This window comes from Sedimenticola selenatireducens, assembly GCF_007625115.1.
Taxonomy (GTDB): domain Bacteria; phylum Pseudomonadota; class Gammaproteobacteria; order Chromatiales; family Chromatiaceae; genus Sedimenticola; species Sedimenticola selenatireducens_A.
Genome location: NZ_VMNH01000029.1, coordinates 18,405 through 37,676, shown reverse-complemented (window position 1 = coordinate 37,676; position 19,272 = coordinate 18,405). Strand labels below are relative to the sequence as shown.

Genomic DNA, 19,272 nt, shown 5'->3' with positions numbered 1-19,272 from the left:
CCCAACTACACACTGATGAGCAACAATACACCCCCTTCTCATACACCTATGATGCAGCAGTATTTGCGCATCAAAGCCGACTATCCTGACATGCTGGTGTTCTATCGCATGGGGGATTTTTATGAGCTTTTCTTCAGTGATGCCGAACGCGCATCACAACTGTTGAACATAACGCTGACCAAGCGGGGGCAATCTGCCGGGCAACCTATTCCGATGGCGGGCATTCCTTACCACGCCGCCGAAGGCTATCTCGCCAAGCTGGTAAAACAGGGTGAATCAATCGCCATCTGTGAGCAGGTTGGCGATCCTGCCACCAGCAAAGGGCCGGTTGAGCGCAAGGTACAGCGTGTCGTTACCCCAGGAACCGTCACGGATGATGCCCTGCTTGAAGAGCGTCGGGATAATCTGCTAGCCGCCCTTTATGAACACAATCAGACTCTGGGTCTGGCGACGCTTGATCTCAGCAGTGGGCGTTTTGTCGTTCAGCAACTCATCGGTTGCGAAGCATTGGCGGGGGAACTGGAGCGCCTACGTCCAGCAGAACTTCTGCTGATGGAGGATTACACCCTTCCAGAGGGCGTCATACCCGCTGGCGGCACCACGCGCCGTCCCGCATGGCACTTTGACCATGAGAGCGCAGAACGCCTGCTGACCAAGCAATTTGGTACCCGTGATCTAGGGGGGTTTGGCTGTGCCGATCTTCCCATCGCCATTATCGCGGCAGGCTGTCTGCTGCAATATGTTAACGACACTCAGCAGAGCGCTCTGCCACACATCCGCGGACTTTCGGTGGAACGTCGGGAAGATGCCATCATCATTGATGCTGCCACCCGCCGTAACCTGGAGCTGGACAACAGCCTCTCAGGACAGCCCCAACATACCCTGGCAGGTATTCTCGATCGCACCGCAACACCCATGGGGAGTCGACTGCTGCGACGCTGGATCAATCGCCCCTTGCGTGCAGTGAATCAGGTTCGAGCGCGTCATGACGCGATCAACCAGCTACTGCAACAACAGGCGTTTCCTGCAATACAGGAGAGCCTAAAAGGTATCGGTGATATTGAGCGGATTCTCGCACGGATAGCGTTGAAGAGTGCCCGGCCCCGCGACTTGGCAACATTGCGTGACTCTCTCGATCAGCTACCTGAACTTCAAGCGCAACTGGCTGATCTGGATGCACCGCTCTTACAGCAACTTGCGACAGAGAGCGGAACCCATCCCGACACCGTAAAACTGCTGAAAAAGGCGATCATCGAGCACCCCCCCATGCTGATCCGCGACGGAGGGGTCCTGGCAACAGGTTATGACGATGAATTGGATGAGTTAAGGGCGCTCTCAGAAAACGCCGATCAATTCTTGCTGGACTTGGAGACGCGAGAAAAAGAACGTACGGGCATTCCCCAGCTTAAAGTCAGTTACAACCGGGTACATGGCTACTATATAGAGATCAGCCGCAGTAAATCAGATCAGGTTCCCGATGACTATGTGCGCCGGCAAACGCTAAAAGGCAGTGAACGCTTTATTACGCCAGAATTAAAAAAATTCGAAGATCAGGTGCTTTCCGCCAAAGAACGTTCACTGACCCGGGAAAAGTGGCTCTACGAGACGTTGCTCGAAACGCTTTTGTCGGTCATTGCGCCCCTGCAAAACTGTGCCAACGCTTTGGCAGCGTTGGATGTCATCAGCAATTTTGCCGAACGATCAGAGAGTTTACGACTCAATCAGCCCAACCTGGATACTACACCCGGCATTCAGATTGAGGATGGCCGACATCCGGTCGTCGAACGGGTGAGTGACAAACCCTTTGTCGCAAACAGCGTTCAGTTTGAAGAGAACCGGCGGATATTGATCATTACTGGCCCCAATATGGGCGGTAAATCGACCTTTATGCGTCAAACTGCCTTGATCGTGCTCCTCGCCTATGCAGGCTGTTTTGTCCCTGCAAAATCAGTCCGTATTGGACCTATTGATCGGATCTTCTCCCGCATAGGGGCTTCAGACGACCTCGCCGGAGGACGCTCAACCTTCATGGTTGAGATGGAGGAGACAGCCAACATCCTGCACAATGCCACGGAAAACAGCCTGGTGCTGATGGACGAGATTGGTCGGGGTACCAGCACCTTTGATGGTCTCTCCCTGGCCTGGTCCTGTGGCGTAGAGCTGGCCACTCATATCCGCGCCTTTACACTGTTTGCCACACACTATTTTGAACTGACCACGCTGCCTGAAGAGTACCCCGGCATCGCCAATGTACACCTCGACGCCGTGGAGCATGGCGAGTCGATTGTCTTTCTACATGCCGTCCGTGAAGGCCCCGCCAATCAGAGCTATGGACTTCAGGTTGCTGCCCTGGCAGGCGTACCGCCCAACATCATCAAGCGTGCCGCACAACGCTTACGAGAGTTAGAACTCTCCGCACAGAGACATTCAGATCAGAGTACCACTCAGCTCTCTCTGTTTACCGCAGAAGCTGAACCCGTTGCGCTTTCTCCAGCACTGGAAGCACTCGCAGAAATCAACCCGGATGAACTGACACCGCGCCAGGCATTGGATGAACTCTATCGATTGAAGTCACTTTTTAAAGCATCACCATGAATCACTGTGGTGCTAACCATAAAAAAGCCCAGCCTACTGGCTGGGCTTTTTTATGGTTTTTGGGAATTATGCCTCTTGGGCAAAAGATATCTCGGCCATGAAGTCACCTACTTCGAGGACATCTCCCTCCTGCAGTTGGACACCCCCCTTGGAATCAATCTCTTTGTTATTGATTCGAGGAAAACTGGAACCGCCGATATGTAAAAGATAAAACCCCTGAGGGCGCCGCGCGATGACTGCCACATTTTCTCCCGGTTTTCCAATGGTAAAGAGGGAGCGGTCAATGCGTTCCATATTGCCTTTGTTGGGTCCTCTGAAAAATCTCAGAGTGGCACTTTTCGGAAGCAATTTACGGGCAGTTTTGGCATGCTTTTTACGAGCCGCCGCAACCGCTGCAGGCTGAATAACAACCGTCTTATCCAGATCGTCCTCTTCCTCTTCAACCTCTGCCACCACATCAATATGATAAGTTCCAATAACCAAACGATCCCCCGCTTTGAGAACGTGCTTGGTAATGGACCGGCCATTCAGTTGTGTACCATTGGTGCTACCCAGATCTTCAATATAAAGATCCGTGTAGATACGCCGGATGCTTGCATGATTACGACTGACCGAGGGATCATTAAGTTGAACGTCAGAATCGGCGTCCCGTCCAATGCTAACGATCTGCTTATCGACAGCGATCTCATCAACCAAGACACTCTCTTTATTAATAACCAGCTTTTCCATCGTCACTCCCGGTCCTCTGTCAACAGGTTGCAATGAAATCATAATTGAGGGCACACCACTGCCAACGTTACGTTGTCTAGGCCGCCATTATCCAGCGCCTTATCCAGCAACTGTTTGGCAGCAAGTCCTATTTCGCCTTTCGATTCGATAAAAATTTTCTGCATCACCTGATCAGATACCATGTTACTCAAACCATCAGAACAGAAAAGATAGATATCTCCCGAGGCTATTTCGCTGGCACCAACATCCACCTCAACCACCTCATTGATACCCAGCCCACGAATCAGGATATTGCCTTTAACACCGGCATCCAGCGCCTCCTGAATAGAGACGAACATTCCCTCGTCCACAAGGGCCTGTACCATCGAATGATCTTTGGTTAACTGTTCCAGCCTTCCATTCCGCAATCGATAAAGGCGAGAATCACCCACGTGCCCATAATAGATCTTATCGCCATGAAACAGCCCCATAACAGCGGTAGTCGCCATGCCGTCATACTCAGGGGTAGCCATCATCATGGAGAGGATCGCTTCATTGGCTGCATTAACAGCTGCAGAAATCATCTGATCTGATGGGATCAGCTCACTCTCAGTATAGTGCGGAAGTAAGCTTGCGGTGATACTTTCCACAGCCAGTTGACTGGCCACCTCACCCGCATTGTAACCACCCATACCATCGGCCAAAATCACCAGACCGTGCTCTTCAAGCACTGCCACGTTATCCTCATTGATCTCTCTTACCCGCCCTTTATCGGAGTAGGCAACAGCATTAATGGGCATTACATTCATATCATTTTAATCTTGATCCAAGCCATAATAACCAAGATCATCCTCTTGGCGTGACACTGTCTATCCATGACAGTGGTATCGGCAGCTTACGCGCAAGACTTGAATCTTCAGGCAGTCAGCATGATTAATCTGTAAACGACTGCACATTTCAGGAAATGCATGTGAATTTAGTCATGAAAAGTGTGTACCTAATCCACACTTTGTTAACTTCAGAATAGAAATTCTAGGGTACATCAGAGAGGGGTTACTGTTTTTGCAGGGTCTTCATCTTGCTCAATATCTCATACAGCTTTTCTGCATCCACATAGCCGGGCAACATTTCACCATTTTCCAACACCAAAACAGGCGCTCCAGAAACCCCAAGTCGGCTACCCAACTGGAGATGATCATCCACTGGATTGGGACAAGATATAGACTCCAACGACTCACCTGACATGGCCCGCGTTATCGCCTTGTGTCGATTATCCGAACACCATACGGTCACCGCCTTCGCATAAGATGGGCTATTCACGCCTGCACGCGGGAAAAAGAGATAGCGAATGCGTATACCCCTGTGAGTATATTCAGCAATATTTTGCTGAAGCTTACGACTATAGGCACTGTCAATATCGGTGAATACCGTTAAGGTATGCTTGGTCTTCTCGGCCGGTTCAAAGATCAGCATGTTCTCCTCACCCACCTGTTCAATGGCTAGCAAGGTCACCTCTTTCAGACGAGGCGAGGTGAGGTTTGCCTGTCTCTCAAGATCAACGATCTCACCTTCGAACAGATATCGCCCATCACCCGTAACATAGACCAACCGCGACTCAATAACGACTTCGAATATATTGGGGATAGGGGTTGGTGAAATGCTCTCGGGGGTCACGCCAGGCAGCAACAGAGTGAGGCTCTGCCGCAGATGCTCAACATCGAGTTTCCCTGCCTGCCCTGTAACCGTCACCGGAAAGATGCCGATCAGGCTTATGAATATTATTAACTGGAATACCCGACACCTTTCAAACACAAATTAATCCCTGAAGTTTATGTATTGCAGCGGAAGATCAAAGTCAGCATTCTTAAACAGGGCGATGACTTGCTGAAGATCATCACGATTTTTACCCGTAACTCGCACCTGATCACCTTGAATCTGGGCCTGAACTTTAAGCTTGGCCCCTTTGACCATCTTCACCATCTTTCTGGCGGTGTCTGATTCAATTCCCTGCCGGATCACGACTTTCTGAATGGCCGCATTCAGACTTGATTCAGGATCCTTGATATCCATACAGGCCAAATCCACCTTACGCTTGACCAGCTTCTGACGAAGGATATCCATCATCTGATTGAGCTGGAACTCCTGTTCACCTTTCAAGGTAATTTCAGCATCATTCTGCTCAAAGGAACATTTAGTCCCTTTGAAATCAAACCGTGTAGACACCTCGCGCTTCGCCTGATCAACGGCGTTGCGAACTTCTTGAATATCCACTTCAGATACGATGTCAAATGAAGGCACTGAGTCACTCCTCTCTAATCCTGATTAGCCGACAAAGGCTACCATATTCAGGTGATAAAGTAGTGCTCAAATCAGGCCCTGGGATGGTGCTGCTGATGCAGACTCTTCAGGCGTTCACGGGCAACATGTGTATAGATCTGGGTTGTAGAGAGGTCACTATGCCCCAACAGCATCTGCACCACGCGTAAATCGGCTCCATGATTGAGCAGGTGGGTAGCAAAAGCATGGCGCAATGTATGGGGGGAGAGGTGTTTGCTGATACCTGCAGTCGCCGCATGTTTCTTGATGCGATACCAAAAGGCCTGTCTGGTCATACCTGAACCACGCCGTGTGGGAAACAGCGCTTCACAGACCCGCTGCCCCAATAAGTCGAAGCGCGCAGATTTTAAGAACCGGGTAAGCCAATCCACCGCCTCATCACCCAACGGAACCAGACGTTCTTTGCCACCCTTGCCGATGACTCTGACCAACCCCTGATTAAGACTTACTTGGTTAAATTTCAATCCCACCAACTCAGACACCCGTAGCCCTGTGGCATAAAGCACTTCCAGCATCGCACGATCCCGGAATCCCTCCGCATCATCAATATCCGGCGCCTCCAGCAGTGATTCAACCTCCTGCTCGGTAAGCGATTTGGGCAGGGGACGTCCCAGTTTAGGGGCATCAATGAGTGCAGATGGATCCTGTTTCACCCAGCCTTCGCGCAGTGCATGCTGATAAAACTGCCGGACACAGGAGAGCATCCTGGCACTGGATCGCGCCTTTTTTCCAGCCTTAGACATCACCGCCAGGTACTCAAGCAGATCCTCCCGTCTCGCTGAAAGGAGCTCTTTTTGATGCGCAGATTGAAGCCAGACGGCCAACTTGTTCAGGTCAGACTGGTAAGCCATCAAGGTATTCTTGCTGAGCCCACGCTCCATCCAGAGGGCATCGGCAAAACGCTCAATCGAAGCGCTATCAACTGCGACCGTCATCTCTCTCAAATCCTATTCTGCCACAGATCAAACCTTGGTAGAGCATCATACACGGAACTACAGTTTCTCGTGACCATCAGCAATCACTCAGGGCTCGCCTCAACTTCACCGTTGCACCATGTACCGCTAATGATGGATCATACACAGGATTAACAGAGGCAACTTGAAGCGACTGATGCAATTTTCCGGACCTGAACCAGACAATACCAAACCGGCCTGTACCGGGATACTGTTAACCAATCTCGGCACTCCCGACTCCACATCAACAGGTGATGTCAGGCGTTATCTGAAGCAATTCCTAAGCGATCCCCGTGTTATCGAGACCCCACGCTTACTCTGGTGGCTGATACTGCATGGCGTTATTCTTCGGATACGCCCTCCTCGCTCTGCCAAGGCCTATCGAAAAATATGGACGGCGCAAGGCTCCCCCCTGCTGTATCACACCAAACACATTGCTGAGAAACTTGAGCTATCACTCCAGACGGAGATTGGCACACCCATCACTGTAGTTACGGCCATGCGTTACGGTCAGCCCTCCATAGCGGAAGGCCTCGAGACATTGCGACGCAGAAATGCTCGTCGTGTACTCGTACTGCCCCTCTATCCTCAATACTCCGCCACCACCGTCGCATCAACATTTGATGAGATCAGTCGTGTTCTCCAAGAGTGGCGCTGGTTACCCGAGTTACGTTTCATCAACCACTATCATGATGACCCGGCTTACATAGCCGCTATGGCACGCAGTATTAGCGCTTACTGGCGGGAGAAAGGGCAACCGGACCGACTCCTGCTATCCTTTCATGGGATTCCACAGAGCTATGAAGACAAGGGCGATCCCTATGGACGTGAATGCAACACGACCGCCAGACTCATCGCCCAGACATTGGGACTTGCAGATGAACAATGGGGCATCAGCTTTCAATCGCGTGTTGGCAATCAGGTTTGGTTGAAACCCTATACCGATGAAACACTAAGGCAGTGGGGTGTCGAGGGTATCAAGCGAGTGGATGTGGCATGCCCCGGTTTTCCGGCAGACTGCCTGGAGACTATTGAGGAGATTGGCGAAGAGAATAGAGACTATTTTCTAGAAGCCGGCGGCAAGGAGTACAACTATATTCCGGCATTGAATAGCAGTAATGAACATATTGATGCGCTGACCAAACTGGTTAAATTGCACCTTTGGCAACCAGACTGAATCATCCCACACAAGCGTCAGCAGGATAACTATGCTGTCAACACGTGGAATCGGTACTAAAAGAATCCCGTCGCGAAGCGTGAACTTACGATTCCTCCATTAAAAAAGCCCGGTAATGACCGGGCTCTTTTAATCAAACAATTTCTGCCTATTTCAATTTACCGATACCCAACATCTTGAGGATATATTTCTCATAGATTGGCTCAGAGGTACCTTTTTTCATCTTACGGATAAAGTACTTCTCAAAGGCAATCTTGGCCATGTGTACCCATTTACCCTTCTTAAACCAGGCCACGTTACGTGGTGGGATCTGAGGAAGTGCTACAAACGCTGCACCTGTATCACCCATATCGGCCAGACAGATTGCATTCCAGGTAGCATTGGTAGAGAGCTCTCGACCTGCCAACTCATCGGCAATATTGTGCACTATAGCGGTCACCATTGACTCAATCATGTAACCGGTTTTTGGGGCACCCGTTGGCACCGCAGTAGCCTCAACCGGGGGAATGGCTATACACACACCTGCGGAATAGATATTGGGATAGGTCGGGTTTCTCTGATGACTATCCACAAAGACAAAACCACGTGGATTACAGAGCCCTTCCACATTGGCCACCGCATCTACACCCTTAAAGGCGGGTAGCATCATGGAGTACTTAAACTCAAGCTCGTGGGTCTTTAGCAGATGACCACTGTCATCATACTGCTCTACATGCATCTTACCGGCCTCAACCTTAATGACTTTGGCATTGGTGATCCAGTTGATGTGATGAGCACGCAGGTCCGACTCGAGGAATCCCTTTGAATCACCGACGCCACCCAGACCCAAGTGGCCAATATAGGGCTCAGACGTCACATAGGTCATAGGAATCTTGTCCCGAATCTTACGCTTGCGCAGATCAGAATCCATGATAAAAGCGAATTCATAGGCCGGCCCAAAACAGCTGGCGAATGGCATGGCGCCTATGATCACATGACCTGGATCATCAATCAGTTTTTGATACGCATCATAAGCCGTTAACGCATGGTCAACGGTACAGATAGATTGGGTGTTCCCTACGGCAGGACCCGCGCCTTCAACCTCTTCAAAAAACAGCTTCGGACCGGTGGCAATAACGAGATAGTCATAGCTGATGACTTCTCCACCCTCGACTTCGAGGGTATTGTTCTTGGCATCAATATTTTCGCAACGTTTGGCGATAAAACTGATCCCCTTGCGTTCCAGGTGAGGTTTTATATCAAAAGTCACACTGGCACGGTCACGCCAGCCAACCGCCACCCAGGGATTTGATGGGGTAAACTGAAACTCTGCCCGTTCATTGATAACTGTTACCTGGTGATCTTTACCCAGTGCCTCTTTCAGCTCGTAGGCACAAGGCATACCACCTGTGCCAGCCCCTAAAACAACAATATGCGCCATGCGATTATCCCTCCAAAGGAATTTTAGTTATTTCTCGCTCTCTCCACCTGCCTGATGCCGACTCTACAAATACGCTCAATCCCTAAGCACCTGTGGTTACTTGTTAATTCCCATCACTCCTGATGGGCTGACAATACGTTCTTTTTGACGCTGTCAGTGGCTTCCTGATTCCCTGCTTACTCCCCGTTATGCTCCGCTTTGCTAAGATACTCAAAGAGTGTCTGAAAACGTAATTTATCCGGCTTATCGAACACAGGATCATCGTGATTGGGTGATTGCTCAATAATCTTCGCCCAATCACTTTCCTGGAGTATTTCATCCAGCATCGGAAAGGCTTCCTGTTCCTCAAGCGAAAGATGCTGCCGCTGCAGCGCAATAAACTCCCGTCCCTGCACTTCCAGTTCATCCCGCGACATGACGCCGCCCTGAAAAATATTCTCTAAAGAGTTGCGGAAAGTGCGCGTGAGTTGCCCTAACATCTGATGCTGTGTCATCAGCCGATCCATCAGTTCTGCACGCTCTCCAACCAGTGGCTTAGCGATGGTAAAAATGACATTTTCCAGTGGATGATGTCCCTGGTCAGCATACGCCTCCATATACTCCAGCAGTTCGATCTTTAGATCAAAATCAGACTCCCGTCCTGCCAAAAAATGGTCTAGCTGAGATGTTAGCAGATCAAGAATCTTCTCGAGATTTCGATGGTCTCGGTGTAGCTTCTCCAGTAGATAATGCATGGAATGTCTCCGTATAACAAGCTGATAAACGCTCTCTGGTATCGGCCTGAAGTGCCGCTCCAGTTGATTTTATACGCTTCCCTTCTCGCGCCCAACAGAGCACGCTCCCAGATCTTTTTTAATTATTTTCAACCCGGGACGAAGCCTCATCCTAACCTATCTTGCCCGGCCACACCGCATAAGATAGAGAAAAAAATTCATCTCATACCTACCCAACAGTACCATCATCGAGCTATGACTTGCTCTCTGTCGCGACGACTCCACTGCGCTTCAATAAACGCCAGAACCACCCCCCCGACGCGGACTCACCCGTCAGGATGTAATTCAGCGCATGAATATTCTGCAGCCCCCACTCCATACCATCGCGTGAGGTGTGCCTCCCACAGAATAACAGATGATCTCCCGATTTAAGTACCGTATCAGCATTCGGCAACATGATGCGGTGATCACCCCGTTTCAGCAACAGCGGGATGCAGGACAGTGACCGCTCCCGTTCCCTTGGATCTGCCAGCAGATGCTGTAATTTAACCTGTCGACCTTGCTCCAGGGCACCACAGACAGCCAATGCATTGATGTGGGTCATGGAGATCTCCCAGATTGAGGGACCCTCAGTAGTTACCATTGCACTGATTCGACTCACCAGTTCGCAGGCCCACTGATCACTCTCATGCAGTGCCAAACTGGTAAACTGATAAAGCAATGGCGTGCCCAGTAGCACCCGAATCCGGTTGGCAATAATGGCGCTTGCGTGCATCACCATGTCAGCCTTTACCGCATCAATAATCGATTGATTTTCTTTTTGATTTTGGCGCAGTATGACAAACAGATCAGGGCGTAGCTCTCTGGCAGTCATGATAATCGAGAGATTATTGGCATCATTATCCGTTCCTGCGACCAAGCCAACAGCCTGTTCTATTCCTGCCTCCAGCAGCGTTTTAGCCTCCGTTCCACGCCCTAAAACATAATCTCCCGAAGGCATCCCCGTGACATCCGGCATGGCCTCAATGACTACAGGCTCAATACCTTCGTCTTTCAGACGGCGACAAATCGCCCTACCAAATCGGCCATAACCGCAGACAATCCAGCGGCCTCTGGCAGGGGGATAGATAGGCTCTTCAAGAGGAAAACCACGCTCACCAGTGAGCCAGGCATGCAACAGATAGAGTCCAGGCGCTTGCAGGGCTGTAGCCAGATGGTTGGCAAAGGTATCGAAGGGGTTGATGATGTGGTTGGTGCCAAAAGAGGCCATATTCGCTTCGATATCATGGGAATCAGAACGGCAGATCACCTTAATTTCCGGATGAAGCAATTTACTGGTGATGGCAATCTTCAGATTCACTTCATTGACATTGGTCAGCGCCACCACCCCATGACAGAGGGGGTGTTTTAATCCGGCTTCTAAAAGATGGATTGGTCGTGACGCATCACCCTCCAGGGCTGGCACATACTGACGCAGATTCTCAAGTTGCAGGATATTGACACGATCCGGATTGATATCAATAACCACCACCGAATGATCGCGCTCTGTCAGGGCATGAACCAATGCACTTCCCGTTTCGCCATAGCCACAGACCAGGTAGAAGGCATCACGCATCCTTTTCACACGCTTGGTGAACTTACCCTCAGTCATGGCTTGCTGAAAGGTCTTGTCTTGAATCAGTGCCAGCAAGGTACCAATGGAGTAGATCCAGACCACCACCGTAGCATAGAGCGAGACGGTGACCCAAAGGCGTTGCGCATCCGTAAACGGGTATGGGATTTCACCAAAACCAATCGTGGTCGCCATAAAGCTGACAAAATAGAAGGCATGGAACAGGTCCATGTGCCAAATATTGCCCGCATTATCCTGGCCAGGTATCAGTGACAATCCCAGAATAGCCACCGCATAGGTCAACACCAACGTCAGCAAGGGCTGACGCATACGTCGAAAAATCAAAAAGTAGATGCTATGCATAATCTGGGCGCGTTTTAACGCCGCAACATCACTGTTTCAATGACCAGCAGCACGACCGAGATGACATTGGCCAGCATGGCCCCACCCGACAACGAGACAATACTGGCCATCACGGGCGGCGTAAGGCCTGTAGCTGAAATATGCTCCGCTGCAGCCCATACCAGAGCCGCCGCAAGGAGCTGCAGTACCGCAACCAGACTGGTAGCCAGCAGCACTGCACCCATCTGGGTGCGGTCACCAAACTTGAGCAAGGTGGCAACAAGATTCACGATCACCACGGCAAACAGCTCATACAGATGATGATGGTCTGGGTTGTCGATCTCGCCCACAAAAAAACCAAAATTGAGCGTGAGCGCCAGCACAATAAAAAAGCCAAATACCACCTTCTCAGGATTCATGGATTCCCCTCTCCTCTTATCCGTAGCAGCCCATCTTTATAGGCAATTGCTACTGAAACTGCACTTTGTTATCTATATCCCCAGGATCATACGCCTTGCCTGCGCTTTATATCAAAGTCAGTCATTTCAAAGTCCTAGGTGGTGTAATCTATTCCATAGGTAACTAAGACAAGCACACGCCCCCCTGCTGCGGGTCAAAAACCCGCATAAAGTTGTTACTAATAGTAACAACTGATACCCTTATCTGATGCAAAAACACCCCGATCCTATCAGGTTAAGAGAGAGTGCACTGATCCTGGCACTCTTTGGCCTGTTTCTGTTCGCCTCACCACTGACCGTGTGGTGGGCCGCTGACCGCGCTCACTGGCTGGTCCCCTACGCACTTTGGTTGTTGCTTATCGTGCTAGGTGCCTGGCTGCACAGGAAATATTCGCAGCATGACTTATGATCTGGAGATCCTCTTCGGAGCCAGTCTGTTCTATCTGCTACTGCTCTTCTTTGTTGCCTACGTCACGGACAGTGGCCTTGTACCGGATCGCTGGACCGATAATGCACCGGTCTATGTGCTCTCATTGGGCGTCTACGCCACCTCCTGGACCTACTATGGGAGTGTTGGCTTTGCCCAGCGCGAGGGCTATCAGTTTCTGACGGTTTATCTCGGCGTCACGCTTGCTTTTATTCTGAGCCCGGTACTCCTGCAACCCCTGTTACGTCTAACCCGAGAATATCAGCTCACTTCTCTGGCAGATCTACTGGCTTTTCGCTATCGAAGCCAGCTTGGGGGGGTTCTGGTTACCCTGTTTATGCTGCTTGGATCACTGCCCTATATTGCACTGCAAATCCGTGCGGTGACCACCTCAATCCAGGTACTCACTCACGATGAGATCCCGCAGACGCTAGCACTCGGTTTCTGTGGCATGCTGACCCTGTTTTCCATCCTCTTCGGTGCCCGCCATATCTCCCCTCGAGAGAAGCATCGTGGACTGGTAGCCGCGATTGCCTTTGAATCCCTAGTCAAGATTGTTGCAATGATGGCGGTAGGCTACTTTGCAATTTTTGGTGTCTTTTCTGGACCGGGCGAGCTAAACCAGTACCTGGAAAACCACCCAGAAGCACTCCGCAAACTCTATGAACCGGTACGGGAAGGCCCCTGGACAACCTTGCTATTCCTGTCGTTCTGTGCGGCCTTTTTACTGCCCAGACAGTTCCACATGACCTTTACAGAGAATCTGTCGATTCGATCTTTGGCTACTGCAAGCTGGGCCTTCCCGCTCTTTTTGCTACTGTTGAACCTGGCCATCCCGCCGATTCTTTGGGCCGGTGAATACCTCCAACTGGATATGGATGCGGACTATTACGTCCTCGGCATCACCCTCAGCAAGGGGCCCTCCTGGTTACCGGTTCTAGCCTTCATCGGGGGGGTTTCGGCGGCAAGTGCCATGGTGATTGTCTCAACATTGGCACTCTCATCCATGTGCCTGAACCATCTGTTGTTACCCGCCAGCTATCCGGATCCAAAGGTAGATATCTATCGATGGCTGCTGTGGGGTCGGCGACTACTCATCGGATTGATCATTTTTGCCGGCTACATCTTCTATGAGGTACTCGAACACAATCAGGGCCTGGTTCAGCTGGGCCTGATCTCATTCGTTGCGGTTGCCCAGTTCCTTCCTGGCATTGTGGGTTTGCTCTATTGGCGCCGCGCCACCCGTGAAGGCTTTATTACCGGTCTGTTGGGCGGTTTCACTATTTGGGTAATAACCCTTTTGTTACCGCTACTGGAAAAATCCGGGTTTATTGAGACCGGCATCGATCTTCCCGCGATGCGCGATACCGCCGGCCTCGACCAATGGCAATTCTCAACCTTCTGGTCTCTCGCCTGTAATAGCCTGCTGTTTGTCATTATCTCTCTCATCACTAGGCAGTCTCCGGAAGAGGAGGAGACGGCACTCGCCTGTCGCAGCGAAGTAGCCATCATGATCCCGCTCGATGGTACGCTGACCGCCGCTTCCCCGGCCCAGTTTTCCGAGGGCCTTGCCGTGATGCTAGGGCGCGAGGCGGCAGAAATGGAGGTCAATCAAGCCCTGGAAGATCTTGACCTGGATCGCAGCGAAACACGCCCTAGAGAACTCAAGCGACTCCGACAACGCATAGAGCTAAACCTCTCCGGTCTGGTGGGACCTGCCATGGCCCACATGATCATCAACCAGCAGCTCAAGGTTGATGGCGATGCTAAAACCGCTCTCGCCGACTCGATTCGACACATGGAAGAGCGCATGGAACAGTCCCGCAGTAAGTTGAAGGGTCTGACCGCGGATCTTGATGCGCTGCGCCGTTATCACCGGCAGGTGCTGCTTGATCTGCCGCTTGGCGTCTGTGCGGTAGATCCGGATCACACCGTCGTGACCTGGAATCTGGCGCTGGAAGTGATGAGTGGCGTACCGAGCAGCGAGGCTACGGGACGTAAACTCTCTTCCTTAACCGCCCCCTGGGGAGAACTCCTGGCCGGATTTGCCTTGGCCCAAGATGAGCATATTCACCATATGGAAGTCCCAATCAACAACAGCCCGCACTGGTATAACCTGCACAAAGCGGCCATTCTTGATCCTGACCTACCTCGATTCCAGACCGGTCCACGTAGCGGTTTGGTTCTGCTTCTAGAAGATTTGACCGATCTGGAGACCCTGGAGGCCGAGCTGGCCCACAGTGACCGCCTGGCCTCTATTGGAAAACTCGCCGCCGGTGTGGCCCATGAGATTGGCAACCCTGTCTCGGGCATCGCCTCGTTGGCGCAGAATCTCCTGGAAGAGCGGGACGAGGAGACAACACAGGAGAGTATCGAGGCAATCCTGCAACAGACCCGTCGTATCAGCAGCATTGTCCACTCTTTGATGAGCTACAGCCGCAGCGGGCGAATCGGTCTCAATTTTGAAACTTTCACCCTCAACAGCATCATGGAAGAGGCCATTCAACTGGTTGGCCTCACGCGTGCCGGCAAGCATGTCGAATTTAGCAATAGCTGCCCCGAAGAGTTGCTCATGAAGGGAGATCGTCAGCGTCTGGCCCAAGTGATGGTCAACCTGCTCACCAATGCCTGCGACGCCTCAGAGCCAGGTGATAGCGTTGAAATATTCGCCTTCACCTCTCATGACGAAATTCAGATAGAGGTCATGGACCAAGGGGAAGGCATTCCAGAAGAGGCACTCGATGTGATTTTTGAGCCCTTTTTCACCACCAAAGAGGCAGGAAAAGGAACCGGCCTGGGACTGCCTATGGTTGGAAAAATTATTGAAGAACACAATGGCAGCATTGCAATTGACTCGGCGCCCGGTGTGGGTACCCGTGTCATTATCAAGCTACCGCAACACCTGGATAAGAAAAAACCATGAGCCAAATATTAATCATTGAAGATGAGTCCGTCATCCGCGATGCCGTTGAGCGACTGCTAACCCGCAGAGGTTACAAGGTGAGTGCGACAGAATCGGTTGAAGAGGCAGAATCAAAATATGATCTGCAGAGTTTCAATCTAATACTCACCGATGTCCGTCTCCCGGGTGTTCCCGGGACTGAGGTCATACACCGTGCACCCGGTGTTCCTGTACTGATCATGACCAGCTACGCCAGCGTACGCTCCGCTGTAGACTCGATGAAAAAGGGCGCCATCGACTACATCGCTAAACCCTTTGACCATGATGAACTGGTCTTGCTGATTGAGCGTACCCTGAAGCAGGAGAAATTGGGGCGAAAAACGGAAGTATTGAAATCCGAACTGGACAAATCCTACCCGGTCGACGGTATGGTAGGAAAATGCCCCGCCATGCAGGAGGTTTGTCGAAGGGTGACCAAGGTCGCCCCAACAGATAGCACGGTACTGATCCTCGGAGAGTCTGGTACAGGTAAGGAACTGGTTGCCAGGGCACTGCATGAACAGAGTTTACGCAAAGATGCCCCCATCATCACCGTGAACTGCGCGGCTATTCCTGAAACCCTGATTGAATCGGAACTGTTTGGCCATGAAAAAGGGGCCTTCACCGGCGCCGACTCATCCAGGACAGGTCTGGTCGAAGCGGCAGAAGGCGGCACACTGTTTCTGGATGAGATAGGTGAACTACCCCTTGCCGCCCAAGCCAGACTGCTCCGCGTCTTGCAAAACGGAGAGATTCGCCGTGTTGGCTCCGAACAGTCTCGGGTCGTTGACGTACGACTGATAGCCGCAACCCACCGTGATCTCAAACAGCGGGTACAGGAAGGCGAATTTCGCAGTGACCTCTATTTCCGTCTCCGTGTCGTGGAGCTCAATCTGCCACCCCTGAGAGAGCGTGGAGGTGACATTGTTGATCTGGCTATATTTCTTCTTGAGAAGACACGCAAACAACTCAATCGGGCCCCGATGACGCTCAACCAAGCCTCTATCGAAACCATCAGCACCTACACTTGGCCCGGCAATGTCCGAGAACTGGAGAATGCCCTTGAGCGGGCGGTCATTCTGTGTGAGGAGGACATCATCACCCCTGATCTACTCGCCATTGAAAGCACCCACTCCGCAGGAACCCTGCCCATCGCAGCCACCCCACCAACGGGAGAACTTTCACTGGAACAGTATTTCAGACAGTTTGTCCTGGAGAATCAAGATCAGATGACAGAAACCGAACTCTCCAAGAGACTGGGCATCAGTCGCAAGGCGCTTTGGGAAAGAAGGCAACGCTTTGGTATTCCCCGGACCAAAAAAAGTAGTCGTTGATTGAAATCTGAAAAACCAGACGGCTTCTCCTGTTACCGAATCACCCAGGGTCGTTACCATTAGTAACGAAGAAAGGTAACAGGCCGCAAGGAAATTACACAAACCCTTGAGCTGAATAGCTTTAATTAACGGCACGTTTCTCGCATAATAGCGGGAGCATTTGGGTATAAGTCGTCGTGATGATGATCTAAACTCAAATAACAAAATTAAAATATCCTTTAAAACTCACTCATGAGGGGGAATACGACCAATGGACGCGAAGGTTGTCTGGTTGTTTGTATTCGTTGCGCTATATTGGTCCTACTGTATCTTTTGGGGCATAAAGGGGGCGCTGTCGGCCAAAACCGCCAGTGATTATTTTGTAGCCGGCCGGCAAATTTCACTGTGGGTATTTATACTCGCCGCCACGGCAACCTCTTTTTCTGGTTGGACCTTCATGGGACACCCAGGTTTGATTTACCGGGATGGGTTCCAGTACGCCTACGCCTCTTTCTACGCAATCACCATCCCCTTTACGGGCGTACTTTTCCTCAAGCGACAATGGATGCTGGGCAAGCGCTTTGGGTTTATCACGCCAGGCGAGATGCTGGCTTACTATTTTCGCTCAGACCTGATCCGTATCCTGGTCGTTCTGGTAGCCCTGATCTTCTCTGTCCCCTATCTGGGCATTCAACTGCGCGCCTCCGGCTTCCTGTTTAATGTGCTTACCGATAACATGCTGAGCACCAATGTCGGCATGTGGCTACTCTCTACGGTAGTCATTATCTATGTTGCCTCAGGTGGTCTGCGGGCAGTGGCCTATGTTGACTCCGCACAAGCTATCCTGCTGGGTGGCGGAATCGTTGTGATTGGCCTCATCGCTATGCACGCGGTGGGGGGCTTTGCAAACCTCAACCAAGGGATTGCGGCACTCTCCCAGATTGATCCCGTTACAGGAAAGGCCATGTTTGGCCAAACCACACCGGATGGCTACAGTGCCTATATTGCCATACCGGGAGTGATCCAGTTTGGCGCTGGACTAGGCACTGACAGCGCCCCTATTGGCGGCGCCTGGACAGGCCTTATGGTCCTCACCTACATGTTCGGGCTGATGGGCATTCAATCAGCCCCAGCCTTCTCGATGTGGGCATTTGGCAACAAAAGCCCAGAACCCTTTGCACCACAACAGGTATGGGCCTCCTCTTTTGTAATCGGTTTTATCCTGGTGTTCTTCACCGCAATTCAGGGCATCGGAGCACACTTTCTTGGCGCCGATCTTGAGTTTATGGCCAAATTTCCAGACCTGGTCAACAACGTCATGGGCACAGGCCTGGGTGGGCTCGATATCATGCAGTCCGAGGGCAAAGGCGACATGCTGGTTCCGCAACTGGTCTACCTCATGTCGGAAACGGCACCCTGGCTGGTAGGCCTGCTATCTGTTTGCGCCCTGGCCGCCATGCAGTCAACCGGCTCTGCTTATATGTCGACCGCCGGTGGCATGTTGACCCGTGACCTGCTGAAGCGGTTTATTATTCCAAATGCCAGTCACGCACAACAAAAGATGTATGGTCGGCTGGGGGTCATCCTGATTGTCTTGGCTGCCCTGGTAGTTGCCTCGACATCCAGTGACGCGCTGGTGCTGTTAGGTGGGCTGGCAGTGGCTTACGGCTTCCAGATGTGGCCGGCGCTGATTGCCGTCTGCTGGTGGCCCTATCTGACAAGACAGGGAATCACTGTCGGGCTTATCGCCGGACTGATTGCGGTAACGCTGACCGAAAGCATCGGCGCACAGTATATGCCTTGGGGTCGCTGGCCGATGACACTCCACTCAGCATTCTGGGGCATACTATTCAACTTCTCCCTGGCGCTGATCATCTCTGCTATGACGCAAAAACAGAATGAGCATGAACACCGGATGATCTTCCACAATTTCTTGCGTGATCACGCCTCGCTCTCTCCAGAAAAGCGTGGGCTGATCCCTGTCGCCTGGATCGCTACACTGACATGGTTTTTCTTTGGCATAGGTCCTGGCGCGGTCATTGGTAACTGGGTGTTTGGTGACCCCACCAACGCCGAGACCTGGACATTTGGCATGCCCTCCATCTGGGCCTGGCAACTTCTTTGGTGGCTACTGGGCGTGGGGATGATGTGGCTACTTGCTTACAAGATGGAGCTTTCAACCATTCCCCACAAAGAGGTCGTGGCCCTGCACGAAGATATTGGTGACATACAACTGGATATCGATAAACCCGGTTGATAGTTAATTGATTAATTGT

At 51.5% G+C, this 19,272-nt stretch carries 15 protein-coding genes; 6 read left to right on the top strand and 9 right to left on the bottom strand.

Annotated elements, in window-relative coordinates:
* The first annotated feature begins 15 nt into the window (after positions 1-15).
* A complete protein-coding gene (gene mutS, locus FHP88_RS17520) occupies positions 16-2,595 on the top strand; it encodes a DNA mismatch repair protein MutS (RefSeq protein ID WP_144360400.1) in 2,580 nt (859 codons plus the stop codon).
* 66 nt (positions 2,596-2,661) lie between these two features.
* On the opposite strand, the gene FHP88_RS17515 is transcribed toward mutS, so the two are convergent.
* The 5 genes from FHP88_RS17515 to xerD form a co-directional block, all read right to left on the bottom strand.
* Positions 2,662-3,324 carry an FHA domain-containing protein gene (locus FHP88_RS17515; protein ID WP_186297778.1) on the bottom strand — a complete coding sequence of 221 codons (663 nt, stop codon included), beginning with the start codon at positions 3,322-3,324 and terminating at the stop codon, positions 2,662-2,664.
* Positions 3,325-3,362: 38 nt separating this feature from the next.
* A complete protein-coding gene (locus FHP88_RS17510) occupies positions 3,363-4,112 on the bottom strand; it encodes a PP2C family protein-serine/threonine phosphatase (protein WP_144360398.1) in 750 nt (249 codons plus the stop codon).
* Between the two features lie 244 nt (positions 4,113-4,356).
* Entirely contained in the window at positions 4,357-5,115 is a 759-nt protein-coding gene (locus FHP88_RS17505) for a DsbC family protein (protein ID WP_144360397.1), read from the bottom strand.
* Positions 5,116-5,118: 3 nt separating this feature from the next.
* On the bottom strand, positions 5,119-5,601 hold the full coding sequence (locus FHP88_RS17500; RefSeq protein ID WP_144360396.1) for a YajQ family cyclic di-GMP-binding protein: 483 nt from the start codon (positions 5,599-5,601) through the stop codon (positions 5,119-5,121).
* A 71-nt stretch (positions 5,602-5,672) separates the two neighbouring features.
* Positions 5,673-6,575: a site-specific tyrosine recombinase XerD gene (gene xerD / locus FHP88_RS17495; RefSeq protein WP_144360395.1), complete on the bottom strand. Its 903-nt coding sequence runs from the start codon at positions 6,573-6,575 to the stop codon at positions 5,673-5,675.
* A 175-nt stretch (positions 6,576-6,750) separates the two neighbouring features.
* Here xerD and hemH point away from each other — a divergent pair, with 175 nt between their 5' ends.
* Positions 6,751-7,770 (top strand): ferrochelatase, encoded by a 1,020-nt coding sequence (hemH, locus tag FHP88_RS17490; protein WP_144360394.1) that lies wholly within the window; start codon positions 6,751-6,753, stop codon positions 7,768-7,770.
* 148 nt (positions 7,771-7,918) lie between these two features.
* Here hemH and FHP88_RS17485 read toward each other — a convergent pair whose 3' ends face one another.
* The 4 genes from FHP88_RS17485 to FHP88_RS17470 form a co-directional block, all read right to left on the bottom strand.
* Positions 7,919-9,190 carry an NAD(P)/FAD-dependent oxidoreductase gene (locus tag FHP88_RS17485; RefSeq protein ID WP_144360393.1) on the bottom strand — a complete coding sequence of 424 codons (1,272 nt, stop codon included), beginning with the start codon at positions 9,188-9,190 and terminating at the stop codon, positions 7,919-7,921.
* Positions 9,191-9,366: 176 nt separating this feature from the next.
* Complete coding sequence (locus FHP88_RS17480) at positions 9,367-9,924, bottom strand: hemerythrin domain-containing protein (RefSeq protein WP_144360392.1); 558 nt, start codon at positions 9,922-9,924, stop codon at positions 9,367-9,369.
* A 232-nt stretch (positions 9,925-10,156) separates the two neighbouring features.
* Positions 10,157-11,878 carry a potassium channel family protein gene (locus FHP88_RS17475; RefSeq protein ID WP_144360391.1) on the bottom strand — a complete coding sequence of 574 codons (1,722 nt, stop codon included), beginning with the start codon at positions 11,876-11,878 and terminating at the stop codon, positions 10,157-10,159.
* Between the two features lie 14 nt (positions 11,879-11,892).
* Positions 11,893-12,276, bottom strand: coding sequence for a DUF6394 family protein (locus FHP88_RS17470; RefSeq protein WP_144360390.1), 384 nt, complete (start codon positions 12,274-12,276; stop codon positions 11,893-11,895).
* Between the two features lie 247 nt (positions 12,277-12,523).
* On the opposite strand from FHP88_RS17470, the gene FHP88_RS17465 reads away from it, so the two are divergent.
* The 4 genes from FHP88_RS17465 (at position 12,524) to FHP88_RS17450 (ending at position 19,253) form a co-directional block, all read left to right on the top strand.
* Complete coding sequence (locus FHP88_RS17465) at positions 12,524-12,724, top strand: hypothetical protein (protein ID WP_144360389.1); 201 nt, start codon at positions 12,524-12,526, stop codon at positions 12,722-12,724.
* Positions 12,714-15,665 carry a sensor histidine kinase gene (locus FHP88_RS17460; RefSeq protein WP_144360388.1) on the top strand — a complete coding sequence of 984 codons (2,952 nt, stop codon included), beginning with the start codon at positions 12,714-12,716 and terminating at the stop codon, positions 15,663-15,665. Before FHP88_RS17465 ends, FHP88_RS17460 begins: the two co-directional genes overlap by 11 nt.
* Positions 15,662-17,017 carry a sigma-54-dependent transcriptional regulator gene (locus tag FHP88_RS17455; RefSeq protein ID WP_144360387.1) on the top strand — a complete coding sequence of 452 codons (1,356 nt, stop codon included), beginning with the start codon at positions 15,662-15,664 and terminating at the stop codon, positions 17,015-17,017. Before FHP88_RS17460 ends, FHP88_RS17455 begins: the two co-directional genes overlap by 4 nt.
* Before the next feature lie 250 nt (positions 17,018-17,267).
* On the top strand, positions 17,268-19,253 hold the full coding sequence (locus FHP88_RS17450; RefSeq protein ID WP_144360386.1) for a sodium:solute symporter family protein: 1,986 nt from the start codon (positions 17,268-17,270) through the stop codon (positions 19,251-19,253).
* Positions 19,254-19,272: the final 19 nt, after the last annotated feature.